The 18,072-nt window shown below is 69.0% G+C and carries 16 protein-coding genes and 1 tRNA gene; 5 read left to right on the top strand and 12 right to left on the bottom strand.

Annotated elements, in window-relative coordinates:
- Window positions 1-35: 35 nt before the first annotated feature.
- The 4 genes from D0C15_RS29070 to gatC all read right to left on the bottom strand — a co-directional run bounded on the left by D0C15_RS29070 (window position 36) and on the right by gatC (window position 4,047).
- On the bottom strand, window positions 36-578 hold the full coding sequence (locus D0C15_RS29070; RefSeq protein WP_245976371.1) for a hypothetical protein: 543 nt from the start codon (window positions 576-578) through the stop codon (window positions 36-38).
- Window positions 575-2,083, bottom strand: coding sequence for an Asp-tRNA(Asn)/Glu-tRNA(Gln) amidotransferase subunit GatB (gatB, locus tag D0C15_RS29065; RefSeq protein ID WP_116051320.1), 1,509 nt, complete (start codon window positions 2,081-2,083; stop codon window positions 575-577). Before gatB ends, D0C15_RS29070 begins: the two co-directional genes overlap by 4 nt.
- Window positions 2,080-3,597: an Asp-tRNA(Asn)/Glu-tRNA(Gln) amidotransferase subunit GatA gene (gatA, locus tag D0C15_RS29060; protein ID WP_116051319.1), complete on the bottom strand. Its 1,518-nt coding sequence runs from the start codon at window positions 3,595-3,597 to the stop codon at window positions 2,080-2,082. Before gatA ends, gatB begins: the two co-directional genes overlap by 4 nt.
- 150 nt (window positions 3,598-3,747) lie before the next feature.
- Entirely contained in the window at window positions 3,748-4,047 is a 300-nt protein-coding gene (gatC, locus tag D0C15_RS29055) for an Asp-tRNA(Asn)/Glu-tRNA(Gln) amidotransferase subunit GatC (RefSeq protein WP_116051318.1), read from the bottom strand.
- 281 nt (window positions 4,048-4,328) lie between these two features.
- Here gatC and D0C15_RS29050 point away from each other — a divergent pair, with 281 nt between their 5' ends.
- Together D0C15_RS29050 and D0C15_RS29045 are read left to right on the top strand one after the other, a co-directional pair.
- Entirely contained in the window at window positions 4,329-4,982 is a 654-nt protein-coding gene (locus D0C15_RS29050; protein ID WP_116051335.1) for an ACT domain-containing protein, read from the top strand.
- Window positions 4,983-5,022: 40 nt separating this feature from the next.
- On the top strand, window positions 5,023-5,661 hold the full coding sequence (locus tag D0C15_RS29045; protein ID WP_116051317.1) for a hypothetical protein: 639 nt from the start codon (window positions 5,023-5,025) through the stop codon (window positions 5,659-5,661).
- 120 nt (window positions 5,662-5,781) lie between these two features.
- On the opposite strand, the gene D0C15_RS29040 is transcribed toward D0C15_RS29045, so the two are convergent.
- From D0C15_RS29040 to D0C15_RS29025, 4 genes are all read right to left on the bottom strand, one after another.
- A complete protein-coding gene (locus D0C15_RS29040; RefSeq protein WP_116051316.1) occupies window positions 5,782-6,288 on the bottom strand; it encodes a GNAT family N-acetyltransferase in 507 nt (168 codons plus the stop codon).
- Window positions 6,289-6,292: 4 nt separating this feature from the next.
- The gene (gene ligA / locus D0C15_RS29035; RefSeq protein WP_116051315.1) at window positions 6,293-8,443 is read right to left on the bottom strand and encodes an NAD-dependent DNA ligase LigA; all 2,151 of its coding nucleotides are present in this window, start codon (window positions 8,441-8,443) and stop codon (window positions 6,293-6,295) included.
- A 64-nt stretch (window positions 8,444-8,507) separates the two neighbouring features.
- The gene (locus D0C15_RS29030; RefSeq protein ID WP_245976370.1) at window positions 8,508-9,209 is read right to left on the bottom strand and encodes a hypothetical protein; all 702 of its coding nucleotides are present in this window, start codon (window positions 9,207-9,209) and stop codon (window positions 8,508-8,510) included.
- A 9-nt stretch (window positions 9,210-9,218) separates the two neighbouring features.
- Window positions 9,219-10,289: a methionine synthase gene (locus tag D0C15_RS29025; protein ID WP_211323369.1), complete on the bottom strand. Its 1,071-nt coding sequence runs from the start codon at window positions 10,287-10,289 to the stop codon at window positions 9,219-9,221.
- Window positions 10,290-10,465: 176 nt separating this feature from the next.
- On the opposite strand from D0C15_RS29025, the gene D0C15_RS29020 reads away from it, so the two are divergent.
- Window positions 10,466-11,503: an MBL fold metallo-hydrolase gene (locus tag D0C15_RS29020; protein ID WP_116051314.1), complete on the top strand. Its 1,038-nt coding sequence runs from the start codon at window positions 10,466-10,468 to the stop codon at window positions 11,501-11,503.
- On the opposite strand, the gene D0C15_RS29015 is transcribed toward D0C15_RS29020, so the two are convergent.
- The 4 genes from D0C15_RS29015 to D0C15_RS29000 all read right to left on the bottom strand — a co-directional run bounded on the left by D0C15_RS29015 (window position 11,488) and on the right by D0C15_RS29000 (window position 16,950).
- Window positions 11,488-13,041: an acyl-CoA synthetase gene (locus tag D0C15_RS29015; protein WP_116051313.1), complete on the bottom strand. Its 1,554-nt coding sequence runs from the start codon at window positions 13,039-13,041 to the stop codon at window positions 11,488-11,490. The genes D0C15_RS29020 and D0C15_RS29015 overlap by 16 nt on opposite strands.
- Before the next feature lie 175 nt (window positions 13,042-13,216).
- The gene (mnmA, locus tag D0C15_RS29010; protein WP_116051312.1) at window positions 13,217-14,308 is read right to left on the bottom strand and encodes a tRNA 2-thiouridine(34) synthase MnmA; all 1,092 of its coding nucleotides are present in this window, start codon (window positions 14,306-14,308) and stop codon (window positions 13,217-13,219) included.
- 3 nt (window positions 14,309-14,311) lie between these two features.
- Entirely contained in the window at window positions 14,312-15,532 is a 1,221-nt protein-coding gene (locus D0C15_RS29005) for a cysteine desulfurase family protein (RefSeq protein ID WP_116051332.1), read from the bottom strand.
- A 41-nt stretch (window positions 15,533-15,573) separates the two neighbouring features.
- The gene (locus D0C15_RS29000) at window positions 15,574-16,950 is read right to left on the bottom strand and encodes an MFS transporter (protein WP_116051311.1); all 1,377 of its coding nucleotides are present in this window, start codon (window positions 16,948-16,950) and stop codon (window positions 15,574-15,576) included.
- Window positions 16,951-17,104: 154 nt separating this feature from the next.
- On the opposite strand from D0C15_RS29000, the gene orn reads away from it, so the two are divergent.
- Together orn and D0C15_RS28990 are read left to right on the top strand one after the other, a co-directional pair.
- On the top strand, window positions 17,105-17,713 hold the full coding sequence (orn, locus tag D0C15_RS28995; protein ID WP_116051310.1) for an oligoribonuclease: 609 nt from the start codon (window positions 17,105-17,107) through the stop codon (window positions 17,711-17,713).
- 81 nt (window positions 17,714-17,794) lie between these two features.
- Window positions 17,795-17,870 (top strand) — tRNA-His (locus tag D0C15_RS28990).
- Window positions 17,871-18,072: the final 202 nt, after the last annotated feature.

Raw genomic sequence — 18,072 nt, 5'->3', positions numbered from 1 at the left:
GTTCGGGAAGTTCCCCAGTGTGGCATTAGGGAACTTCAACGTCCCCAATGCCACATTGGGGACATCCTGCGTGCGCGCACGCGAGCGGGCTTGCCTGCCCGGAGGTCGAGGACGGCGGCGAGCAACGACGCCGCGCCTGCCACCGTCGCCAGTACCCGCCCGGCTCCCGGCCCGATGGTGATTCCGGCATCCGCCAGCAACGCACGCTGTTCGACGCCGAACTGCCAGCCCAGGGTGAACCAGCCGATCACCAGCAGCGCCAGTGCCACCACTGCCGCGACCAGCCACAACTGCGGCAGGCCTGCCACTCGCACCGCGCGGACCTGCCCGAACAGGGCGACCGCCAGCCCGGCGAGCAGCAGCACGAGCGGAGGGAACCAGGCGAAGAACCCGGCCTTCCAGACGTCACGGACGACATCTTCGCGGGGCAACTCCGCCAGCACCGAGGTCAGCTCGGGATCCGTCGCTTCGAGGACGGTCCAGGGCAACAACAGCGATACGAGCGCGAGCAGCCCCGCAGCAAGACCGAGCCACTCACGCCAGGTCACCGCGGCCGGGCGGAAGCGGGGCAGATTCAACTGCCGTTGACCCGTTCCAGGATCAGCTCACGGACTCGTTTGGCGTCGGCCTGACCCTTGGTCGCCTTCATCACCGCGCCGACGATGGCCCCGGCGGCCTGCACCTTGCCGCCGCGGATCTTGTCCGCGACATCGGGCGCCCCGGCCAGGGCCTCGTCCACCGCTGTGAGCAGGGCGGAGTCGTCCGAAACCACCTTGAGGCCACGCTTGTCCACGACCTCGTCCGGCTCGCCTTCCCCGTCCAGTACGCCCTGGACGACCTCGCGGCCCATCTTGTTGGTCAGCTCACCGGAGCCCACCAGTTCGATCACCCGCGCGACCTGGGCCGGCTTGATCGGCAGTTCCGCCAGTTCGACCTCACGAGTGTTGGCCTGCTGGGTCAGGTACTGCACCCACCAGCTCCTGGCCTCCCCTGGCGCGGCTCCCGCGTCCACCGTGGCAGCGACCAGATCGGCCGCGCCGGTGTTGATCAGATCGCGCAGCTCCTCGTCGGTGAGGCCCCACTCGTCCTTGATTCGCTTGCGCCGCTCCCACGGCAGCTCCGGCAGCGTCTGGCGCAGTTGTTCGACCCATTCGCGGGTCGGCGCGATCGGCACCAGGTCCGGCTCCGGGAAGTAGCGGTAGTCCTCGGCGGTTTCCTTCGTCCGCCCGGGCGAGGTGCTGCCGTCGGACTCCTGGAAGTGCCGCGTCTCCTGCTTGATGGTGCCGCCGCCAACCAGCACCGCACCCTGGCGGGTCATCTCGTAGCGCACGGCCCGTTCGACACTGCGCAGAGAGTTGACGTTCTTCGTCTCGGTGCGGGTGCCGAACTCGCTCGCGGTCTTCTCCATCAGCGAGATGTTCGCGTCGCAACGCAGCGATCCCTGGTCCATCCGCACGTCGGAGACGTCCAGCGCCCGCAGCAGGTCGCGCAGGGCGGTCACGTACGCGCGGGCGACCTCCGGAGCGCGTGCTCCCATACCGGTGATCGGCTTCGTGACGATCTCGATCAGCGGCACGCCGGCGCGGTTGTAGTCCAGCAGCGAGTGCTCGGCCCCGTGGATTCGGCCGGTCGCGCCGCCCACGTGCAGCGACTTGCCGGTGTCCTCCTCCATATGCGCGCGCTCGATCTCGACCCGCACGACCTCGCCGTCGTCCAGCGGGACGTCGAGGTAGCCGTTGAAGGCGATCGGCTCGTCGTACTGCGAGGTCTGGAAGTTCTTCGGCATGTCCGGATAGAAGTAGTTCTTCCTCGCGAACCTGCACCAGGACGCGATCTCGCAGTTCAGCGCGAGCCCGATCCGCATCGCCGACTCGACGGCCTTGCCGTTGACCACCGGAAGCGCTCCCGGCATTCCGAGACAGGTCGGGCAGACGTGGGTGTTCGGCTCGCCGCCGAACCGGTTCACACAGCCGCAGAACATCTTCGTCGCGGTGGACATCTCGACGTGCACCTCGAGCCCGAGTACCGGGTCGAATCGGGAGATGACCTCGTCGTAGTCCAGCAGTTCGACCAGCGCGGTCACAGTGCCGCTCCCTTCAACTCCGGCACGCGGTTCAGCAGCGGACCCTCGGCGGCTTCGCGGGCCGTCTCGTAGGCCGCGCCCACCCGGTATAGCCGGTCATCTGCCAGCGCGGGGGCCATGATCTGCAGCCCGACCGGCAGGCCGTCGTCGGCGGAGAGGCCACTGGGCACGCTCATCGCGGCGTTTCCCGCCAGGTTGGACGGGATGGTGCAGAGGTCCGCGAGGTACATCGCCATCGGGTCGTCCGCCCGCTCGCCGATCTTGAACGCCGTGGTCGGCGTCGTCGGCGAGACCAGCACGTCGACCCGCTCGAACGCCGAGTCGAAGTCCCGGGAGATGAGCGTGCGCACCTTCTGGGCCGAGCCGTAGTAGGCGTCGTAGTAGCCCGAGGACAACGCGTAGGTACCGAGCATGATCCGGCGCTTGACCTCGGCGCCGAAGCCGGCCTCGCGGGTCAGCGACATGACCTCCTCGGCACTGCGCGTGCCGTCGTCGCCCACCCGCAGGCCGTAACGCATGGCGTCGAAACGCGCGAGGTTCGAGGAGCACTCACTCGGCGCGATCAGGTAGTAGGCGGGCAACGCCAGATTGAAGTTGGGGCAGGACACCTCGACGACCTCGGCACCCAGCTCACGCAGCTGCTGTACGGCGGCTTCGAAGGAGGCCAGCACACCCGGCTGGTAGCCCTCGCCGGCGAACTCCTTGACCACACCGACCCGGACCCCCTTGAGGTCGCCGTTGGCGCCCTCCCTGGCGGCCGCGACAACCGGCGGCACCGGCGCGTCGATCGAGGTCGCGTCGAGCGGGTCGTGCCCGCCGATCACCTCGTGCAACAAGGCGGCGTCCAGCACGGTCCGCGCGCAGGGACCCGCCTGGTCCAGCGAGGACGAGAACGCCACGAGGCCGTAGCGGGACACACCACCGTAGGTCGGCTTGACCCCGACCGTGCCGGTGACGGAACCGGGCTGGCGGATCGAGCCACCGGTGTCGGTACCGATCGCCAGCGGCGCCTCGAAGGCGGCCAGGGAGGCCGAGGAGCCGCCGCCGGAGCCGCCGGGGATGCGATCGCGGTCCCAGGGGTTGTGGGTGGGCCCGAAAGCGGAGTTCTCCGTGGATGAGCCCATCGCGAACTCGTCCATATTGGTCTTGCCGAGGATCGGCACACCGGCCTCGCGCAGCCTGCGGGTGACGGTGGCGTCGTATGGCGGCAGCCAGCCCTCGAGAGTCTTGGAACCACAGGTGGTGGGCATACCGTCGGTGGTGAGCACGTCCTTCAGCGCCAGCGGCACACCGGCCAACGGGGAAGCGGGCCGATCGCCCGAAGCGATCCGCGTGTCCACCGCACGAGCGGCGTCGAGCGCGCCCTCGGCGTCGACGTGCAGGAACGCGTGTACGGCGCCGTCGACCTCGCCGATACGGTCCAGGTGCGCCTGCGTCACCTCGACCGAGGACACCTCGCCGGAGTGGATGCGGCCCGCGAGCTCGGCCGCGGTAAGCCTGGTCAGCTCGCTCATAGTTCTTGCCTCACTCGCCGGCGGGCTGCACATCGCTCAGTGCCGTACCCGCTTCGGTCACGGTGCCGGTCGCTCATGTCCCCTGCCTCACTCGCCGGCGGGCTGCACATCGCTCAGTGCCGTACCCGCAACGGTCACGGTGCCGGTCGCTCATTCCTCATCCCCCAGAATCTGCGGCACCCGGAACCGGCCTTCCTCGGCCGCGGGCGCCCCGGAGAGCGCCTGCTCCTGCGTGAGCCCAGGCCGCACGACATCGTCGCGGAACACGTTGGTCAGCGGCACGGCGTGCGAGGTCGGCGGGATGTCGGAGTTCGCGACCTCGCCCACCTTCGCCACCGCGTCCAGGATCTGGTCGAGCTGCCCGGCGAAGGTGTTCAGTTCCTCGTCGGTGACGGCGAGCCTGGCCAGCTTGGCGAGATGCGCGACTTCGTCGCGGGAAATATTGGGCACGCGGGTGTCTCCCGGGGTGTGCTGGTCGGGTGCGGGTTCGAAGAACCAATTCTATGGCGAGGCCTTACCGAGACTCGACCGGGTTACCGTGCAGGCTGTGTCCGCACGACCGGCGCAAGAGTGACGGTGTGCGGGCACAAGACGATCTCGCTGGACGGACGGCAGTCCCGGTCATGGGGCCCGTCTGCCACAATCGGCGGCCGGTGCGAGCAACCATGGCGGCCGGCGGCAGTAGCGCCCTCCACGGCAAGGCTGGAGGGCAGACCCGAGAGGGGTTCGCGTTGTCCTTCCTGATCCGGGTACAACTCCCGGACAGCCCGGGGACCCTCGGCGCCGTGGCCACGGCACTCGGCACGGTCGGCGCGGACATCCTCAGCGTCGACGTGGTGGAACGTGGGTCCGGTGTGGCGATCGACGACCTGGTCGTCGAGCTGCCCTCCGGCAGGCTGCCCGACGCGCTGATCACCGCCGCCGAGAGTGTCGAGGGCGTTGAGGTCGACGCCGTCCGCCCGTACGCGGGGGTCCTGGACACTCATCGCGAGCTGGAACTCGTCGAGGAGATCGCGGCACAGCCCTCCACCGGGCTGACCGTGCTGGCCGAGGGCGTACCGAAGATCATCCGTGCGGGGTGGGCGCTGGTTCTGCACTACGCCGACGACGGGGTGCACCGCCTCGCGGCGTCCAGCGCGGCTCCGGAGGCCTCGGTCACCGATTTGCCCTGGCTGCCGCTCGAGCGCGCCACCGTGCTCGACGGCGAGGACACCTGGGTCCCCGACACCTGGCAGGAGCTCGGCACGGAACTCGCGGCGACACCGCTCGGCAAGCCGGACCGGACCCTGCTGGTCGGGCGGCCCGGCGGCCCGATGTTCCGGGCCGCCGAAGTAGCCCGGCTGGCCCATTTCGCCGGCATCGTGGCAGTAGTGCTGGACAGCTGAAGCCGCCCGGGCACTGTGCCCGGGACAGCGACGTGGCGATATGGGTGAGGACGAGGACCAGAACGAAACCGAACGCGACTCCCGTGCCGAGCGGATGGAGGAGCGGCTGGCGATTCCGGTTCTGATCGCCGCACTGGTGTCGGTGCCCGCGGTGTTCCTCACCACCACCGGTGACGAGACGACCATTGTCGTCGGCAAGGTGCTGAACTGGGCCTCGCTCGTGGTTCTGCTCAGCGAGTCGCTGGTACTGCTCTGGTTCAGCAGGGATATCGTGGCGTGGGTCCGCACGCACCGGTGGAAGCTACTCGTGACGGTGGCCGCCGTCCCCGCAGTGGTCTTTCTCGTCGGCCCGGTGCAGATCGTGCGGCTGATCCTCTCCATCGGCGCGTTGCGCGTGCTACGCGCCGGCCGAATACTCCGGGCGGGGCGGGTCATCCGCAGGCGCGCGGGGTTGACCGGCAGACGTGGTCACTGGCTACTCGGCGGCGTGACCGTGCTGGCAGCCGTGTTCGTCACCCTCGTGCTGGCCGACCCGACCTCCCGAAGCAGGCAGCTGACGGACCGCATCCTCGACCAGTTCGGCATCCTCCCGGCGATCGTCGCCGGCCTCATCGTGGCCGCCTCGATCCTCGTCCTCCGCCACCAACGCCGCCGCCGAACCAACAAACCCGACGACTGAGTTCGCAGATCCCGGGCGCGAATTGGCAGATCCCGGGCGCGAATTGGCAGATCCCGGGCGCGAGTTCGCAGATCCGGTGGGCGAGTTGGCAGATCCCGGGCGCGAGTTGGCAGATCCGGGTCAGGCGGTGAGGTCGAGCCCGAAGGTGAGGAGCCGGACATCCGGCGCTGGCTTCCAGTCCCGCTCCGGCAGCCTCCGGAAACCGAGCCGTTCGTAGAGCCGGTGGGCGGTGTACATCACGTCCAGGCTGCACAGCACGATCCGGTGCACGCCCAGCGCATGTCCCCGGTCGATCACCGCCTGGGCCAGCGCCGCGCCGACCCCGCGTCCCCTGGCAGCCGGCGCGACGGCCAGCATCCGGAACTCCAGCTCGCCGTCCACCGAGATCTCGGCGAATCTCGATCCTGGTCGCACGACGGTCACCGAGCCGAGCAGGCTGTCGTCGGCGTCCACCGCGACCAACAGCTCCGCGTGCTCGGCCCGCAAGGCCGCGTCTCGCAACTGCGCCGCGTACCCGTCCTGAACCGCGTCGCCGACGTGACCGTCCGCCCGGTATGCCCCGACGGTCAGCTCACCGATCTCGGCGAGTTCTCCCGCCCGTGCTCCGCGGACGAAAATGTCCCCCATCGCGCTACTCCCCAGCCGTAGTATCGGAATCTGCCGGAAGCGCCACCTCTGCCGCCGCATCGGGACCACGATCGAGCAGCACCCGGAAGCCGTCCTCGTCCAGCACCGGCACCTTCAGCTGGACCGCCTTCTCGTACTTCGAACCGGGGGCGTCGCCGACCACGACGAACGCCGTCTTCTTGGACACCGAGCTCGCGGCCTTCCCGCCCCGGGACATGATCGCCTCCTTGGCCTCGTCCCTGGAGAACCCGGGCAGTGAGCCGGTGACCACAATGGATAGCCCCTCCAGATGCCGGGGTACCGATGTATCCCGCTCCTCCTCCATCCGGACGCCGGCCGCCCGCCACTTCTGCACCACCTCGCGATGCCAGTCGACCTCGAACCACTCCTGCACCGCATGAGCGATCGTCGGCCCCACGCCATCCACATCGGACAGTTCCTGCTCGCTCGCGTTCTCGATCCGTTCCAGCGAGCCGAACTCCCTCGCGAGCGCCTGTGCCGCGGTGGGGCCCACGTGCCGGATGGACAGGCCGACGATCACCTTCCACAGCGGACGATCCTTGGCGTTGCCGAGGTTCTTCAGCAACCGCTCACCGTTGGCCGAGAGCGCTCCGGCCTTGGTCCGGAAGAGGTCGGTGGCCAGCAGCTGCTCCTCGTCGAGATCGAAGATGTCACCCTCGTCGGCCAGCACGCCCGAGGACAACAGCGCCGAAGCCGCCTCGTAACCGAGTACCTCGATGTCGAAAGCGCCGCGCCCGGCCAGGTGGAACAACCGCTCCCGTAACTGCGCCGGGCAGGACCGCGAGTTCGGGCAGCGAATATCGACATCGCCCTCTTTCTGGTAGGCCAGCGAGGTGTGGCATTCCGGGCAGCGTGTCGGCATCACGAACTCGCGTTCCTCGCCGGTACGCGCATCCACCACCGGTCCCAGCACCTCGGGGATGACGTCGCCCGCCTTGCGGATCACCACCCGGTCCCCGATCAGGACACCCTTGCGCTTGACCTCCTCGCCGTTGTGCAGCGTGGCCATGGCGACGGTGGAACCCGCCACCTTGACCGGCTCCATCACGGCGAAAGGAGTGACGCGGCCGGTCCTGCCGACGTTGACCTGAATGTCCAGAAGGGTGGTCGTCGCCTCTTCTGGCGCGTACTTGTAGGCGATGGCCCAGCGCGGCGCCCTGGAGGTGCTCCCGAGCCTGCGCTGCAGCGAGACCTGGTCGACCTTGATCACTACGCCGTCGATCTCGTGTTCGGCGTCGTGCCGGTGTTCTCCCCAGTACTCGACGTGCTCGGCCAGCCCTTTCGCCGACTCGATCACCTTGCCGTGCGCGGAAACGGGCAATCCCCAGGCGGCAAGGGCGTCGTAGGCCTCGGACTGCCGGACCGGCTCGAACCCCTCCCGCCTGCCGAGCCCGTGGCAGATCAGCCGCAGCTTGCGGGACCTGGTGACCCTAGGGTCCTTCTGCCGCAGTGAACCCGCGGCCGTGTTGCGGGGGTTGGCGAACGGTGGCTTGCCCGCCTCGACCAGGCGTGCGTTGAGTTCAAGGAAATCCTCCTCGCGGAAGAAAACCTCCCCGCGCACCTCCACGAGCACTGGGACGGGGAACTCGTCGGTTCCGGTGAGGGTGTCAGGGACCTGGTCCAGGGTGCGCACATTGAGCGTGACGTCCTCGCCCGTTCGCCCATCCCCCCTGGTCAGCGCGCGAGTGAGCTTCCCGTTCTGGTAAAGGAGGTTGATCGCCAGCCCGTCGATCTTCAGCTCGCAGAGGTACTGCGTCGACCCGACCTCGCGCTCGACCCGGTCCACCCAGGCCAGTAGCTCGTCGGTATCGAACGCGTTGTCCAGGCTGAGCATCCGCTCGAGATGGTCATGTGCGGTGAAGTCCGTGGAGAACGTGCCGCCGACCTGCTGGGTCGGCGAGTCGGGCGTCGCGAGGCCCGGATGCCGCGCCTCGAGCTTCTGCAGTTCCTGGAACAAGGTGTCGAACTCGCCATCGGAGATGGTCGGCGAGTCCAGCAGGTAGTACCGGAACTGATGCCCCCGGACTTCCTCGGCGAGGGCGGCATGGCGCTCCCGCACCTCGGCAGGCACGTCGCCGATGTCCTCGGCGACGGCTACATCGATCTGGTCCTCGGGGAGTTCCTCGCTGCTCACAGGGGGTGAGCCTAGTGGTGTGCACCGACAATCTCAGTGCCTGTCCAACAACGCGCCCCCGCGATCATCTGCCAGCCTCATCGCCAGAGCCCAGGCCACGAACCAGTTCGCGCAGCTCCAGCAGTGAGATGGCGCCCTCGGGTTCCAGGTCGGCGGTCTCGACCCGGCGCAGCCGCTCGGCGGCCAGTCGCTCGCCGAGGGTGGCGTCGAGCGGCAGGAAGGTCAGCGCGGAACGGGCGGGCCCGCCCAGGCCAGCCAGAGCCGGATGGTGCACGGCTACATCAACGACCTGTTCCACCTGATCGACCTGCGCGGCCACCCTGACCTCGGCGAGCGCCAACCGGGTCGCCCCCAGATTCACCGTCACCTCGGTCGGATCCGGCACCGGTGGTACCGAATCGTGGTACTCCCACATCCCGTCCTCCGCAGGAGCGGCGGCCTTCCAGGCGTCGGTGAACGGCCGCAGGGCCGGATCCTCCTGTCCCGTGACGACCAGCGCGTAGATCGCCCGCTGCCCGCGTTCCAGGGAGAAGTGCAGGTCCGGATGCACGAGCGCGACCGCTCGGCAGAGTTCGTGCTCGACGCGCTGCGGCTCCCCGTCGCCCAGTGCCGCGCTGATCTGCGGCAGCAGATCGAACCAGCTCTCCCAGAACAGTCGCGCGGCGGCCCTCGGGTCCTCCGGCACCGGCTGATCCGGCCACCGCGTACGCGGATCGACCGGCTCGTCCCGCCTGGTCCTCGACAGCAGTCCGCGGAGAAATCGCACCACGCCTGCCTACCAGCTTTCGGGCGGCTCGACGAAGGCCTTCCCGAGCTCGCGGGTCAGCGACAACGCCCTGCGCGTCCACTCCCCGGTAGCCCCCGCCAGCCCGCAGACGGGAGTGGCGACCGCACGCTCGGCAAGGATCGACCGGTTGAAGCCCAGCCGGTCCACCAGCCGCAACGCGGGACCTGCGGCCTCCTTCAGGCTGGGCCACCGCTGCGGTTCCATACCTGGCACGAGGCCGAGCAGCAGTTCGGTACCCGAGTCCCAGGTCTCGCCGATCTCGTCGAGCAGCGCGGCGGGCGCGCCGTCGAGGGTCGTGGCGTCGAAGGAGATGGCTCCCGCGCCGGTCGAGTGCAGCAACGCCATCGGCGGTCGCGGCGCGCAGCAGTGCAGCACCACTGGATTCCCGGTGGCCCGCTCCATCGCCTGAACGACCTTCACCAGCAGGTCCCGAGCCTCCGGTGCCCGGACGGCGGACACCGTGTCGTAGCCGGAGGCGGTCGGCAGGGAACCGGCGAGGACCTCGGGCAGGGTCGGCTCGTCGAACTGCACGATGACGGCCGCGCCGGTGCGTTCCCGCAGTTCGCCCACGTGCGCGGCGAGGCCTTCGATGAGCGACTCGGTGAACTCGCGGACAGCGCCGTGGTCGGTGAGGACCCGATGCCCTCGGGCGGTCTCGACGTTCGCGGTCAGAGTCCACGGCCCCGCCACCTGTGTCTTGATCAGCCGGGGATGCGCACCGGCCCGTTGCCGGGCGTCCTCGAGGGCGTCGAGGTCCCAGCGCATGAGATCCACGGCTCGGCGGTAGTGCCGTCCTGGCCTGCTCGCGACCCGGTAGCCGCTCGGCACGACCTCGACCGCGAGGTCGACCAGCAGGCCGCAGCTCCGGCCGATCAGGTCGGCCCCGACACCGCGTTCGGGCAGTTCCGGCAGATACGGCAGGTCGGGCAGCTCGCCGAGGACGATCGCCGCGGTTTCCGCCGCGTCCGTACCTGGCATCGATCCGATACCGGTGCCGGCACCGCGCGGCCACTTCACTTCCTGGGCTGACTCTTCGTGCACAACGACAGTGTGGCCCATCGAGCCGGCGGTGTTGTCACGCCGTGCGCGGCGAGCCCACACTCCGCCGCGCATGATCGTGCCGGGATACCGGTCGGTCTGTGGGTGACGCGCGTCTCAACTGCCTCCTGCCGAGGCCTGTTCCCTGGTCGAATCGAGAACTCAGCCGGTAAACGCCAACAGACAACGAGGTCATCGTGGAACCGCTTCCGGAGACCAGCAGCAACGACTGGACCGAGCCGGGCATCTACACCGTCGCACCCGGCGTGTACCGGATCCCCCTGCCGCTGCCGAACGACGGCCTGAAGGCGGTCAACGTCTACGCCGTGACCAACGGTGCCGGCCTGGTGCTGATCGACTCCGGCTGGGCACTGGACGAGGCGCGGACGTTGCTGCGTACCGCGCTGCGCGCGATCGGGGCGGACCTCGGCGACATCGGCGAGTTCCTGATCACGCACATGCACCGCGACCACTACACGCAGGCGATCGCCCTGCGCCGCGAGTTCGGCGGCACTGTCGCGCTCGGCAAACTCGAGGAGCCTTCGGTGCAGGCCTCGGCCAACCCCGACACCCGGGTGATGCACGCGCAGGGCAGGCTACTGATCAACTCCGGTGCCGAGGTACTGCTCGACGAACTGGCGAGCACGTTCGGCGCGTCCCCCCAAGGTGCCCGGGACTATGAACTGCCGGACGAATGGCTCGTCCCTGGCTCCCGCGAGGTGTTGCCCGGCCGCGATCTGGAGATCGTGCACACGCCAGGACACACCGCGGGGCATGTCGTCTTCGACGATCCGAACGCGGGCCTGCTCTTCTCCGGCGACCACGTACTGCCGCACATCACTCCGTCGATCGGCTTCCAGCCGGAGCCGGTCGAGCTGCCGTTGCGCGATTACCTGGACTCGCTGCGGCTCATCCGCGAACGACCCGACCGGATGCTGCTGCCCGCACACGGCCCGGTCACCACCAGCGCCCATGCCCGGGTGGACGAATTGCTGGCGCACCACGACGAACGGCTGACCGCCACCGCCGAGACCGTGGCGGCTGGCGCGAGCACGGCCTTCGAGTCAGCTGGCGCACTCGGCTGGACCAGGAGGAAACGGGCGCTGGCCGACCTCGACATCTTCAACCGCACGCTGGCCGTGCTCGAAACCGCGGCACACCTCGACGTTCTGGTACTGAAGGGACAGTTGAGCGCGACGGAGACCGATGGTGTGCGGCACTACTCGACGGTCTGATCGGCGCCGAACTTGTCGCGCAACTCGCGTTTGAGGATCTTGCCGGACGCGTTGCGCGGAAGGTCCTCGACGAAGTGCACGGCCTTCGGCACCTTGAACGGGGACAGCCGCGCCCGCAGGTGCTCGAGGAGCTGCTGCTCCGTCACCACAGCTTCGGAGTCCGGTTTGGACACGATCACGGCCGTGATGGCCTCCACCCACTTGTCGTCGGGCAGACCGATGACAGCCACCTCGCCGACCGCGGGATGTGTGTAGAGCGCGTCCTCGACCTCGCGTGAGGCCACCAGGACTCCGCCGGTGTTGATCACGTCCTTGATCCGGTCCACGACGTAGATATAGCCCTCGTCGTCGATCCGCACCAGATCGCCCGAGTGGAACCAGCCATCACGGAATGCTTCCGCGGTCTCCTCCGGCTTGTCCCAGTAACCAAGGCACAGTTGCGGCGACCGGTAGACGACTTCGCCCAGCTCGCCGGGGGCCACATCGGCGCCGGTGTCGTCCACGACCCGCAACTCCACGAAGAGGGCCGCACGACCGGCCGATTCGGGCCGCTGCTCGTGTTCCTCCGGCCGCAGGATCGTCGCCAACGGCGCGATCTCCGACTGCCCGAAACAGTTGTAGAACCCGAGCTCCGGCATCGCCTTCCGCAGTCGCTGCAGTACCGGGCCCGGCATGATCGAGGCACCGTAGTAGGCCTTGCGCAACGAGCCGAGGTCCAGTCCGGCGAAGTCGGGGTGGTTCGCGAGCGCGACCCAGAGCGTCGGCGCGGCGAAGAACGCACCGTGGCGATCCTCCGCGATACGCCGCAGGATCTCGGCCGGATCCGGCACCTCGAGCAACTGGTTGGTCGCGCCGACAGCGAGCCAGGGCAACAGGAACACGTGCATCTGCGCACTGTGGTAGAGCGGCATGACGTGCAACGGCTCGTCGCGCTCGGTCAGGTCCAGACCGACGACGCAGGACAGATACTCGTGTACCAGCGCGCGGTGCGTCATCATCGCGCCCTTCGGCCGCGACGTCGTCCCCGAGGTGTACAGCAGCTGCACGAGATCCGTCTCGGCGATCTCGACGTCGAGTTCGGGCACCGGCCCGGACCTGGCCGCGTCGAGCAGCGAGTCCGCCGCGTCGCGCAACGGCAGCACCTGCCGGAGTCCGGACCGCTCACCAACCGCGTCGACGTGCCCACGTAACAGCGGGTCGACGAGCGCGACCGTACTGCCGGACTGCTCGATCAGGTAAGCCAGCTCGTCCCCGATGAGGTTGTAGTTGACCGGGACGTGGACCAGTCCCGCCCGTGCACAAGCGAGAAAGCCGATCAGGAACGCGTCGGAGTTCTTGCCGTACGCGGCGACCCGGTCGCCTTTGCGTAGCCCGAGCGACAGCAACCGGTCCGCGGCCCTGCTCACCGCCGCGTCGAGCTCGGCGTAGGTCCACTCGCGATCGGCGAACCGCAGGGCCACCCGCTGGGGCACCCGTGCCGCGCTGCGCCGTAACACGTCGGCGACGGTGCTGGATCGCAGAGCCACATTGCTCGTCATCGGCGTCCTCCGGAGACAATCAGCTTGTGAGATCCCGATTAGATCTCCTGTGCCTGCGGATGTCGAGCCCTCGGTTTCGAGGCGACGCCCAAAACGGGACCCGCACCGTGGCTGACTCGGGTACGGCAGCGAGCGTGGTACGGCCGCACAGGCGAATGAGGCTGAGAAGCCGGATTCAAGCCGCGGTTGTGCTGGCGATCTTGGCGCTGCCGAGGACCAGGTCACCCGCGTCATCGATGCGATACAGCACGACGACCTGCCCCGGCGCCACCCCGCGCAGGGACTCACCGAGCCGGATACTCACCTGACCGTCCACCACCTCGGCCACCGCGGGTGCGGTGCCACCGTGCGCCCGCACCTGTGCGAGGCACTCGGTCGGCCCGTCCAGGGGACGGTCCGGCCACACCGGCCGGTCGGCCTGGATCTCGCGGACACCGAGGTCGTTCGCCGAGCCGACCTTCACGGTGCCCGATACCGGCTCCAGCGACAGGACGTACCTCGGTTTCCCGTCGGCGGCTGGGGCGTCGATGCCGAGCCCCTTCCGCTGTCCGACGGTGAACCCGTGCACCCCGGTGTGCTCGCCGAGTACCGCACCGGTCTCGGCGTCCACCAGTTCACCCGGCCTGCTGCCCAGCCGCGACTCGAGGAACTTCTTGGTGTCCCCATCTGGAATGAAGCAGATGTCATGGCTGTCCGGCTTGTTCGCCACCGCGAGCCCGCGCCGCTCCGCCTCGGCCCGTACCTCGGACTTGTGCGAGTCACCGAGCGGGAACAACGAGTGCCGCAACTGCTCGGGCGTCAGCGAGGCGAGCACATAGGACTGGTCCTTGTCCTCGTCGGCGCTGCGCCGCAACTGCGGGACATCGTCCTCGACGGACAGTCGGGCATAGTGGCCCGTGCAAACCGCGTCGAAACCGAGCGCCATCGCCTTGTCGAGCAACGCCTCGAACTTGATCTTCTCGTTGCAGGTGACACACGGATTCGGCGTACGCCCCGCCGCATACTCGCCGACGAAGGTCTCCACGACCTCCTCGCTGAACCGCTCAGCGAAATCCCATACGTAGAACGGAATCTCCAGCAGGTCCGCCGCCCTGCGCGCGTCGTGGGAATCCTCGATCGTGCAGCAACCCCGCGAGCCCGTACGCAGTGTGCCCGGCTTCGCCGAGAGCGCGAGATGCACCCCGACGACCTCGTGGCCCGCGTCCACCGCGCGTGCGGCGGCCACCGCGGAGTCCACCCCTCCGCTCATCGCGGCCAGTACCCGCATCAGTCACACCTCAGCCTTCTGCTTACGCATTCCTGCCAGCCCTGCCTGCCTGGCCCTTGCCACCACGCCGCCGATCGCACCCGCGAGCGCCTCCACATCGTCCTGAGTGGACGTATGCCCGAGGGAGAACCGGAGCGAACCCCGGGCCGAAGCGGCATCCGCACCCATCGCGAGCAGGACGTGACTCGGCTCCGCGACCCCTGCCGTGCAGGCCGAGCCGGTCGAGCACTCGATTCCCTTGGCGTCGAGCAGCATCAGGAGACTGTCGCCCGCGCAGCCGGGGAAGGTGAAATGTGCGTTGCCGGGCAGCCGTCCCGGCGTCGCCGCCGAACCGAGCGTCTCTCCGGTCGGTGCCCCGTTCAGGCGTGCGTCCGGTACCTCGCGCAGCACCGCCTCGACCAGGTCGTCACGCAGCCGAGTCAGTGTGCGCACGCTCTCCCCCAGGTCGGCCGTCGCGGCCCGGATCGCGGCGGCGAACGCGTGGATCGCGGGCACGTCCAAGGTGCCCGAGCGAACGTTGCGTTCCTGGCCGCCGCCGTGCTGCAGCGACTCGCACGGAGTGTCCCTCGCCAGCAGCAGGGCGCCGACGCCGTACGGCCCGCCGACCTTGTGCCCGGTCAGTGTCAACGCGCTCGCACCACTCGCGGCGAAATCGACCGGCACACTGCCGATCGCCTGTACCGCGTCGGTGTGCAGCGGGATGTCGTGCTCGGCGCAGATCGCCGCCAGTTCCGGGATCGGGTTGACGGTGCCGACCTCGTTGTTGGCCCACATCACTGTGGCCAACGCCACATCTTCCGGGGATGCCCCGATCGCATCCTTGAGGACCTCCGGATGCACGCGCCCGGCGGCGTCGACCTCGAGCCAGGTGATCTCCGCATCCGCGTTGTCGGCCAGCCACTGCACGGTGTCGAGTACGGCGTGATGCTCAACGGCTCCAGCCAGGACCCTGCGGCGGGCGGGGCTCGCCTTCCTGCGGGCCCAGTAGATGCCCTTGACCGCGAGGTTGTCACTCTCGGTCCCACCAGCGGTGAAGACGACCTCGGAAGGTTTGGCGCCGAGTGCGCGCGCGATCACCTCTCTGGCCTCCTCCACCACGCGCCGTGCGCGTCGTCCCGAGGAGTGCAACGAGGAGGCGTTGCCCACTACGGGCAGCGCCTCGGTCATGGCGGCAACGGCTTCCGGCAGCATCGGTGTCGTGGCCGCATGGTCTAGATAGGTCATCGCCTGTCCAGGGTAGCCCTGCCTGATGCTGACCTTCGAGCTCACTCCGCCGTCGGCCACCGCCGGCTCACCACCGCGCCGGTCAGCGCGACAGTCGCCATCAGGACCGCGAGCACGCCCATCGCGGCAGATGGCTGGGCCGCGGACGCGAGCGCCGCGAGCAGCACACCACCGAGACCGATCGTCAGGGCTGATCCCATCCAGTCGCCGAGCTGCATCGCCGAGGTGTTGAATCCCCGTTCCCGCTCAACGGAGAACCGCAGCAACAACAACGAGATCGCGGGCATCGCGACGCCCATTCCCGCTCCGGCGAGCAGGCTGACGACATAGACCGGCCAGCCGGGCGACCACGGCTGCGAAACCACCGCGAACAGGCCCAGTGCCGCCGCGACCAGGAAGAATCCCGACCGAAGCAGCCGCTCGCGGGACCAATCGGGGTAGCGGCCCTGCAGTATCGAACCGGCCGTCCAGCCGATCGCAGCAACGGTCAGCGGCAGCCCGGCCGCCGCGGCGCCGAACCCGTGGACGGTGCTCATCGTCAGCGGAATGAACGCCTCGATACCGGCGAACGAGGCGGCGATCAGCGCCCGGGACGCCACCACGGTCGGCAGGCCAGGCCGGGCGAGCAGGGTGCCTGACGGCAGCAGACCACGCAGGGCCACCCCGAGAGCGAGCAGGCCTGCGAGGCCGTATCCCAGCGCCTCCGGCGAGGGATCCTGGGCGGCCCAGGTGAGCGCGGTGACCCCGCCCGCGGCCGCGAATGCCGCGAGGACACCAGCCCTGCGCGCGCCTGGGCTTGCCGGCGCGGGCGAACCCAGCCTGCGCACGACCGCGACCAGCAGCCCCGCGCCGAGCAGAACCAGCGGGGTGAGGCCGAGGAAGACCCACCGCCAGCCGACTCGTTCGGTGAGCAACCCGGCGATCGGTGGCCCCAGTACCGCTGGCAGCACCCAGGCCGCCGCGTTGGCGGCATAGACCACCGGGCGTTCGCGGTCGGTGTAGATCAACGCGATCACCAGCGACACGGCCACCAGCAGCGTCCCCGTGCCGATGCCCTGCAGCGCCCGTCCGGCCAGGAGCATGGGCATGCTGCCTGCCGTCCCGGCCACGAGCAGACCGGCCAGGAAGATCATCGGACCGATCAGCAGGGACGGTTTCGGACCGTGGCGGTCACAGGCCCTGCCGGACAGGACCGTGGCCACGACACTGGCGATGAGGAAGGCCAGGAACGGCCACGCGTAGAGGGCCTCGCCGTGCAGTTCGGCCACCATCGTCGGCATCGCGGTTGCGACGCCCATGCTCTCGAAAGCGACGAGCGTGACCACGAGCACGAGCCCAGCACTCGCGGTGCGATGTTCGGGCGTCCACAGCACCCCGGTGCCACGGGAGGATGCGGCCTTCGCCGCAGTCGGCGTCATACGCACAAGCCTGCAACTTCGACCTAGCTAGAGGTCCAGCACGAGTTCGCGCCACCCCCACCGCGTCACCCCCGATGTCACCAGACGGGTGACCCCTATCCGGACTCCGCAGGTCGTGAGCAGGTGACCGCGCACGGGGCGTTAGGGTGCCCCGGTGACTGATCGCCTTGTCTGGATCGACTGCGAGATGACGGGGCTCGACCTCGCCAAGGACGCGCTGATCGAAATCGCCGTGCTGGTGACCGACGCCGAGCTGACCGTGCTCGGCGAGGGACTCGACCTCGTCATCCACGCCGAAGACGACGTGCTGGCGACGATGCCGGACGTCGTCAGGGAAATGCACGCCCACTCCGGGCTGACCGAGGAGGTCAGGCGGTCCGAGATCACCCTTGCCGAGGCAGAGCAGCGCGTGCTCGACTACGTACGCGAGTACGTGCCCGAACCGCGCAACGCGCCACTGGCGGGCAACTCGATCGCCACCGACCGCGGGTTCATCAGCAGGGACATGCCCGCCCTTGACGAACACCTGCACTACCGGATGGTCGACGTCTCGTCGGTGAAGGAACTCGTCCGCCGCTGGTATCCGCGGATCTACTACGCCAAGCCGGAGAAGGGCCTCGCCCACCGCGCACTGGCCGACATCCGCGAATCCATCGGCGAACTGGACTACTACCGCAGGACGGCGTTCGTCCCCCAGCCCGGCCCCAGCAGTGACCAGGCAAGGGCCGCCGCGGCCCTCGTCCTCGGCACCGAGAGCGAGTAATCACCGAACCCGGTGCGAGCCGCTCCGCACCGCACGCTACGATGTTCCAGCCGAGGTACCGCAAGCCGGTTCCTCGCCATGGTGGGTGTAGCTCAGTTGGTAGAGCACCTGGTTGTGGTCCAGGAAGTCGCGGGTTCAAGTCCCGTCACTCACCCCATCAGCCCCACCCTGCTTGCCGCTTCGCGGCTTCGCGGGGTGGGGTTTCGTCATTGCACCCGGGGGCCGAGCCCCCGGACCCCCACGGTGCGTTGGGCACCTTGGGTACGTCTCCCGTGGTTTGCGGGGGGCTCGGCGCTTCGCGCCATCGGGGTGAGGGGCGGTGGCGGCGGGGGGTGGATGTCCCCAATGTGGCATTGGGG

Source organism: Amycolatopsis palatopharyngis (assembly GCF_003385185.1).
In the GTDB taxonomy this organism is placed as follows: Bacteria; Actinomycetota; Actinomycetes; order Mycobacteriales; family Pseudonocardiaceae; genus Amycolatopsis; species Amycolatopsis palatopharyngis.
Note: the sequence above shows the minus strand (reverse complement) of the source record. Positions and strands in the feature narration are given on the sequence as shown.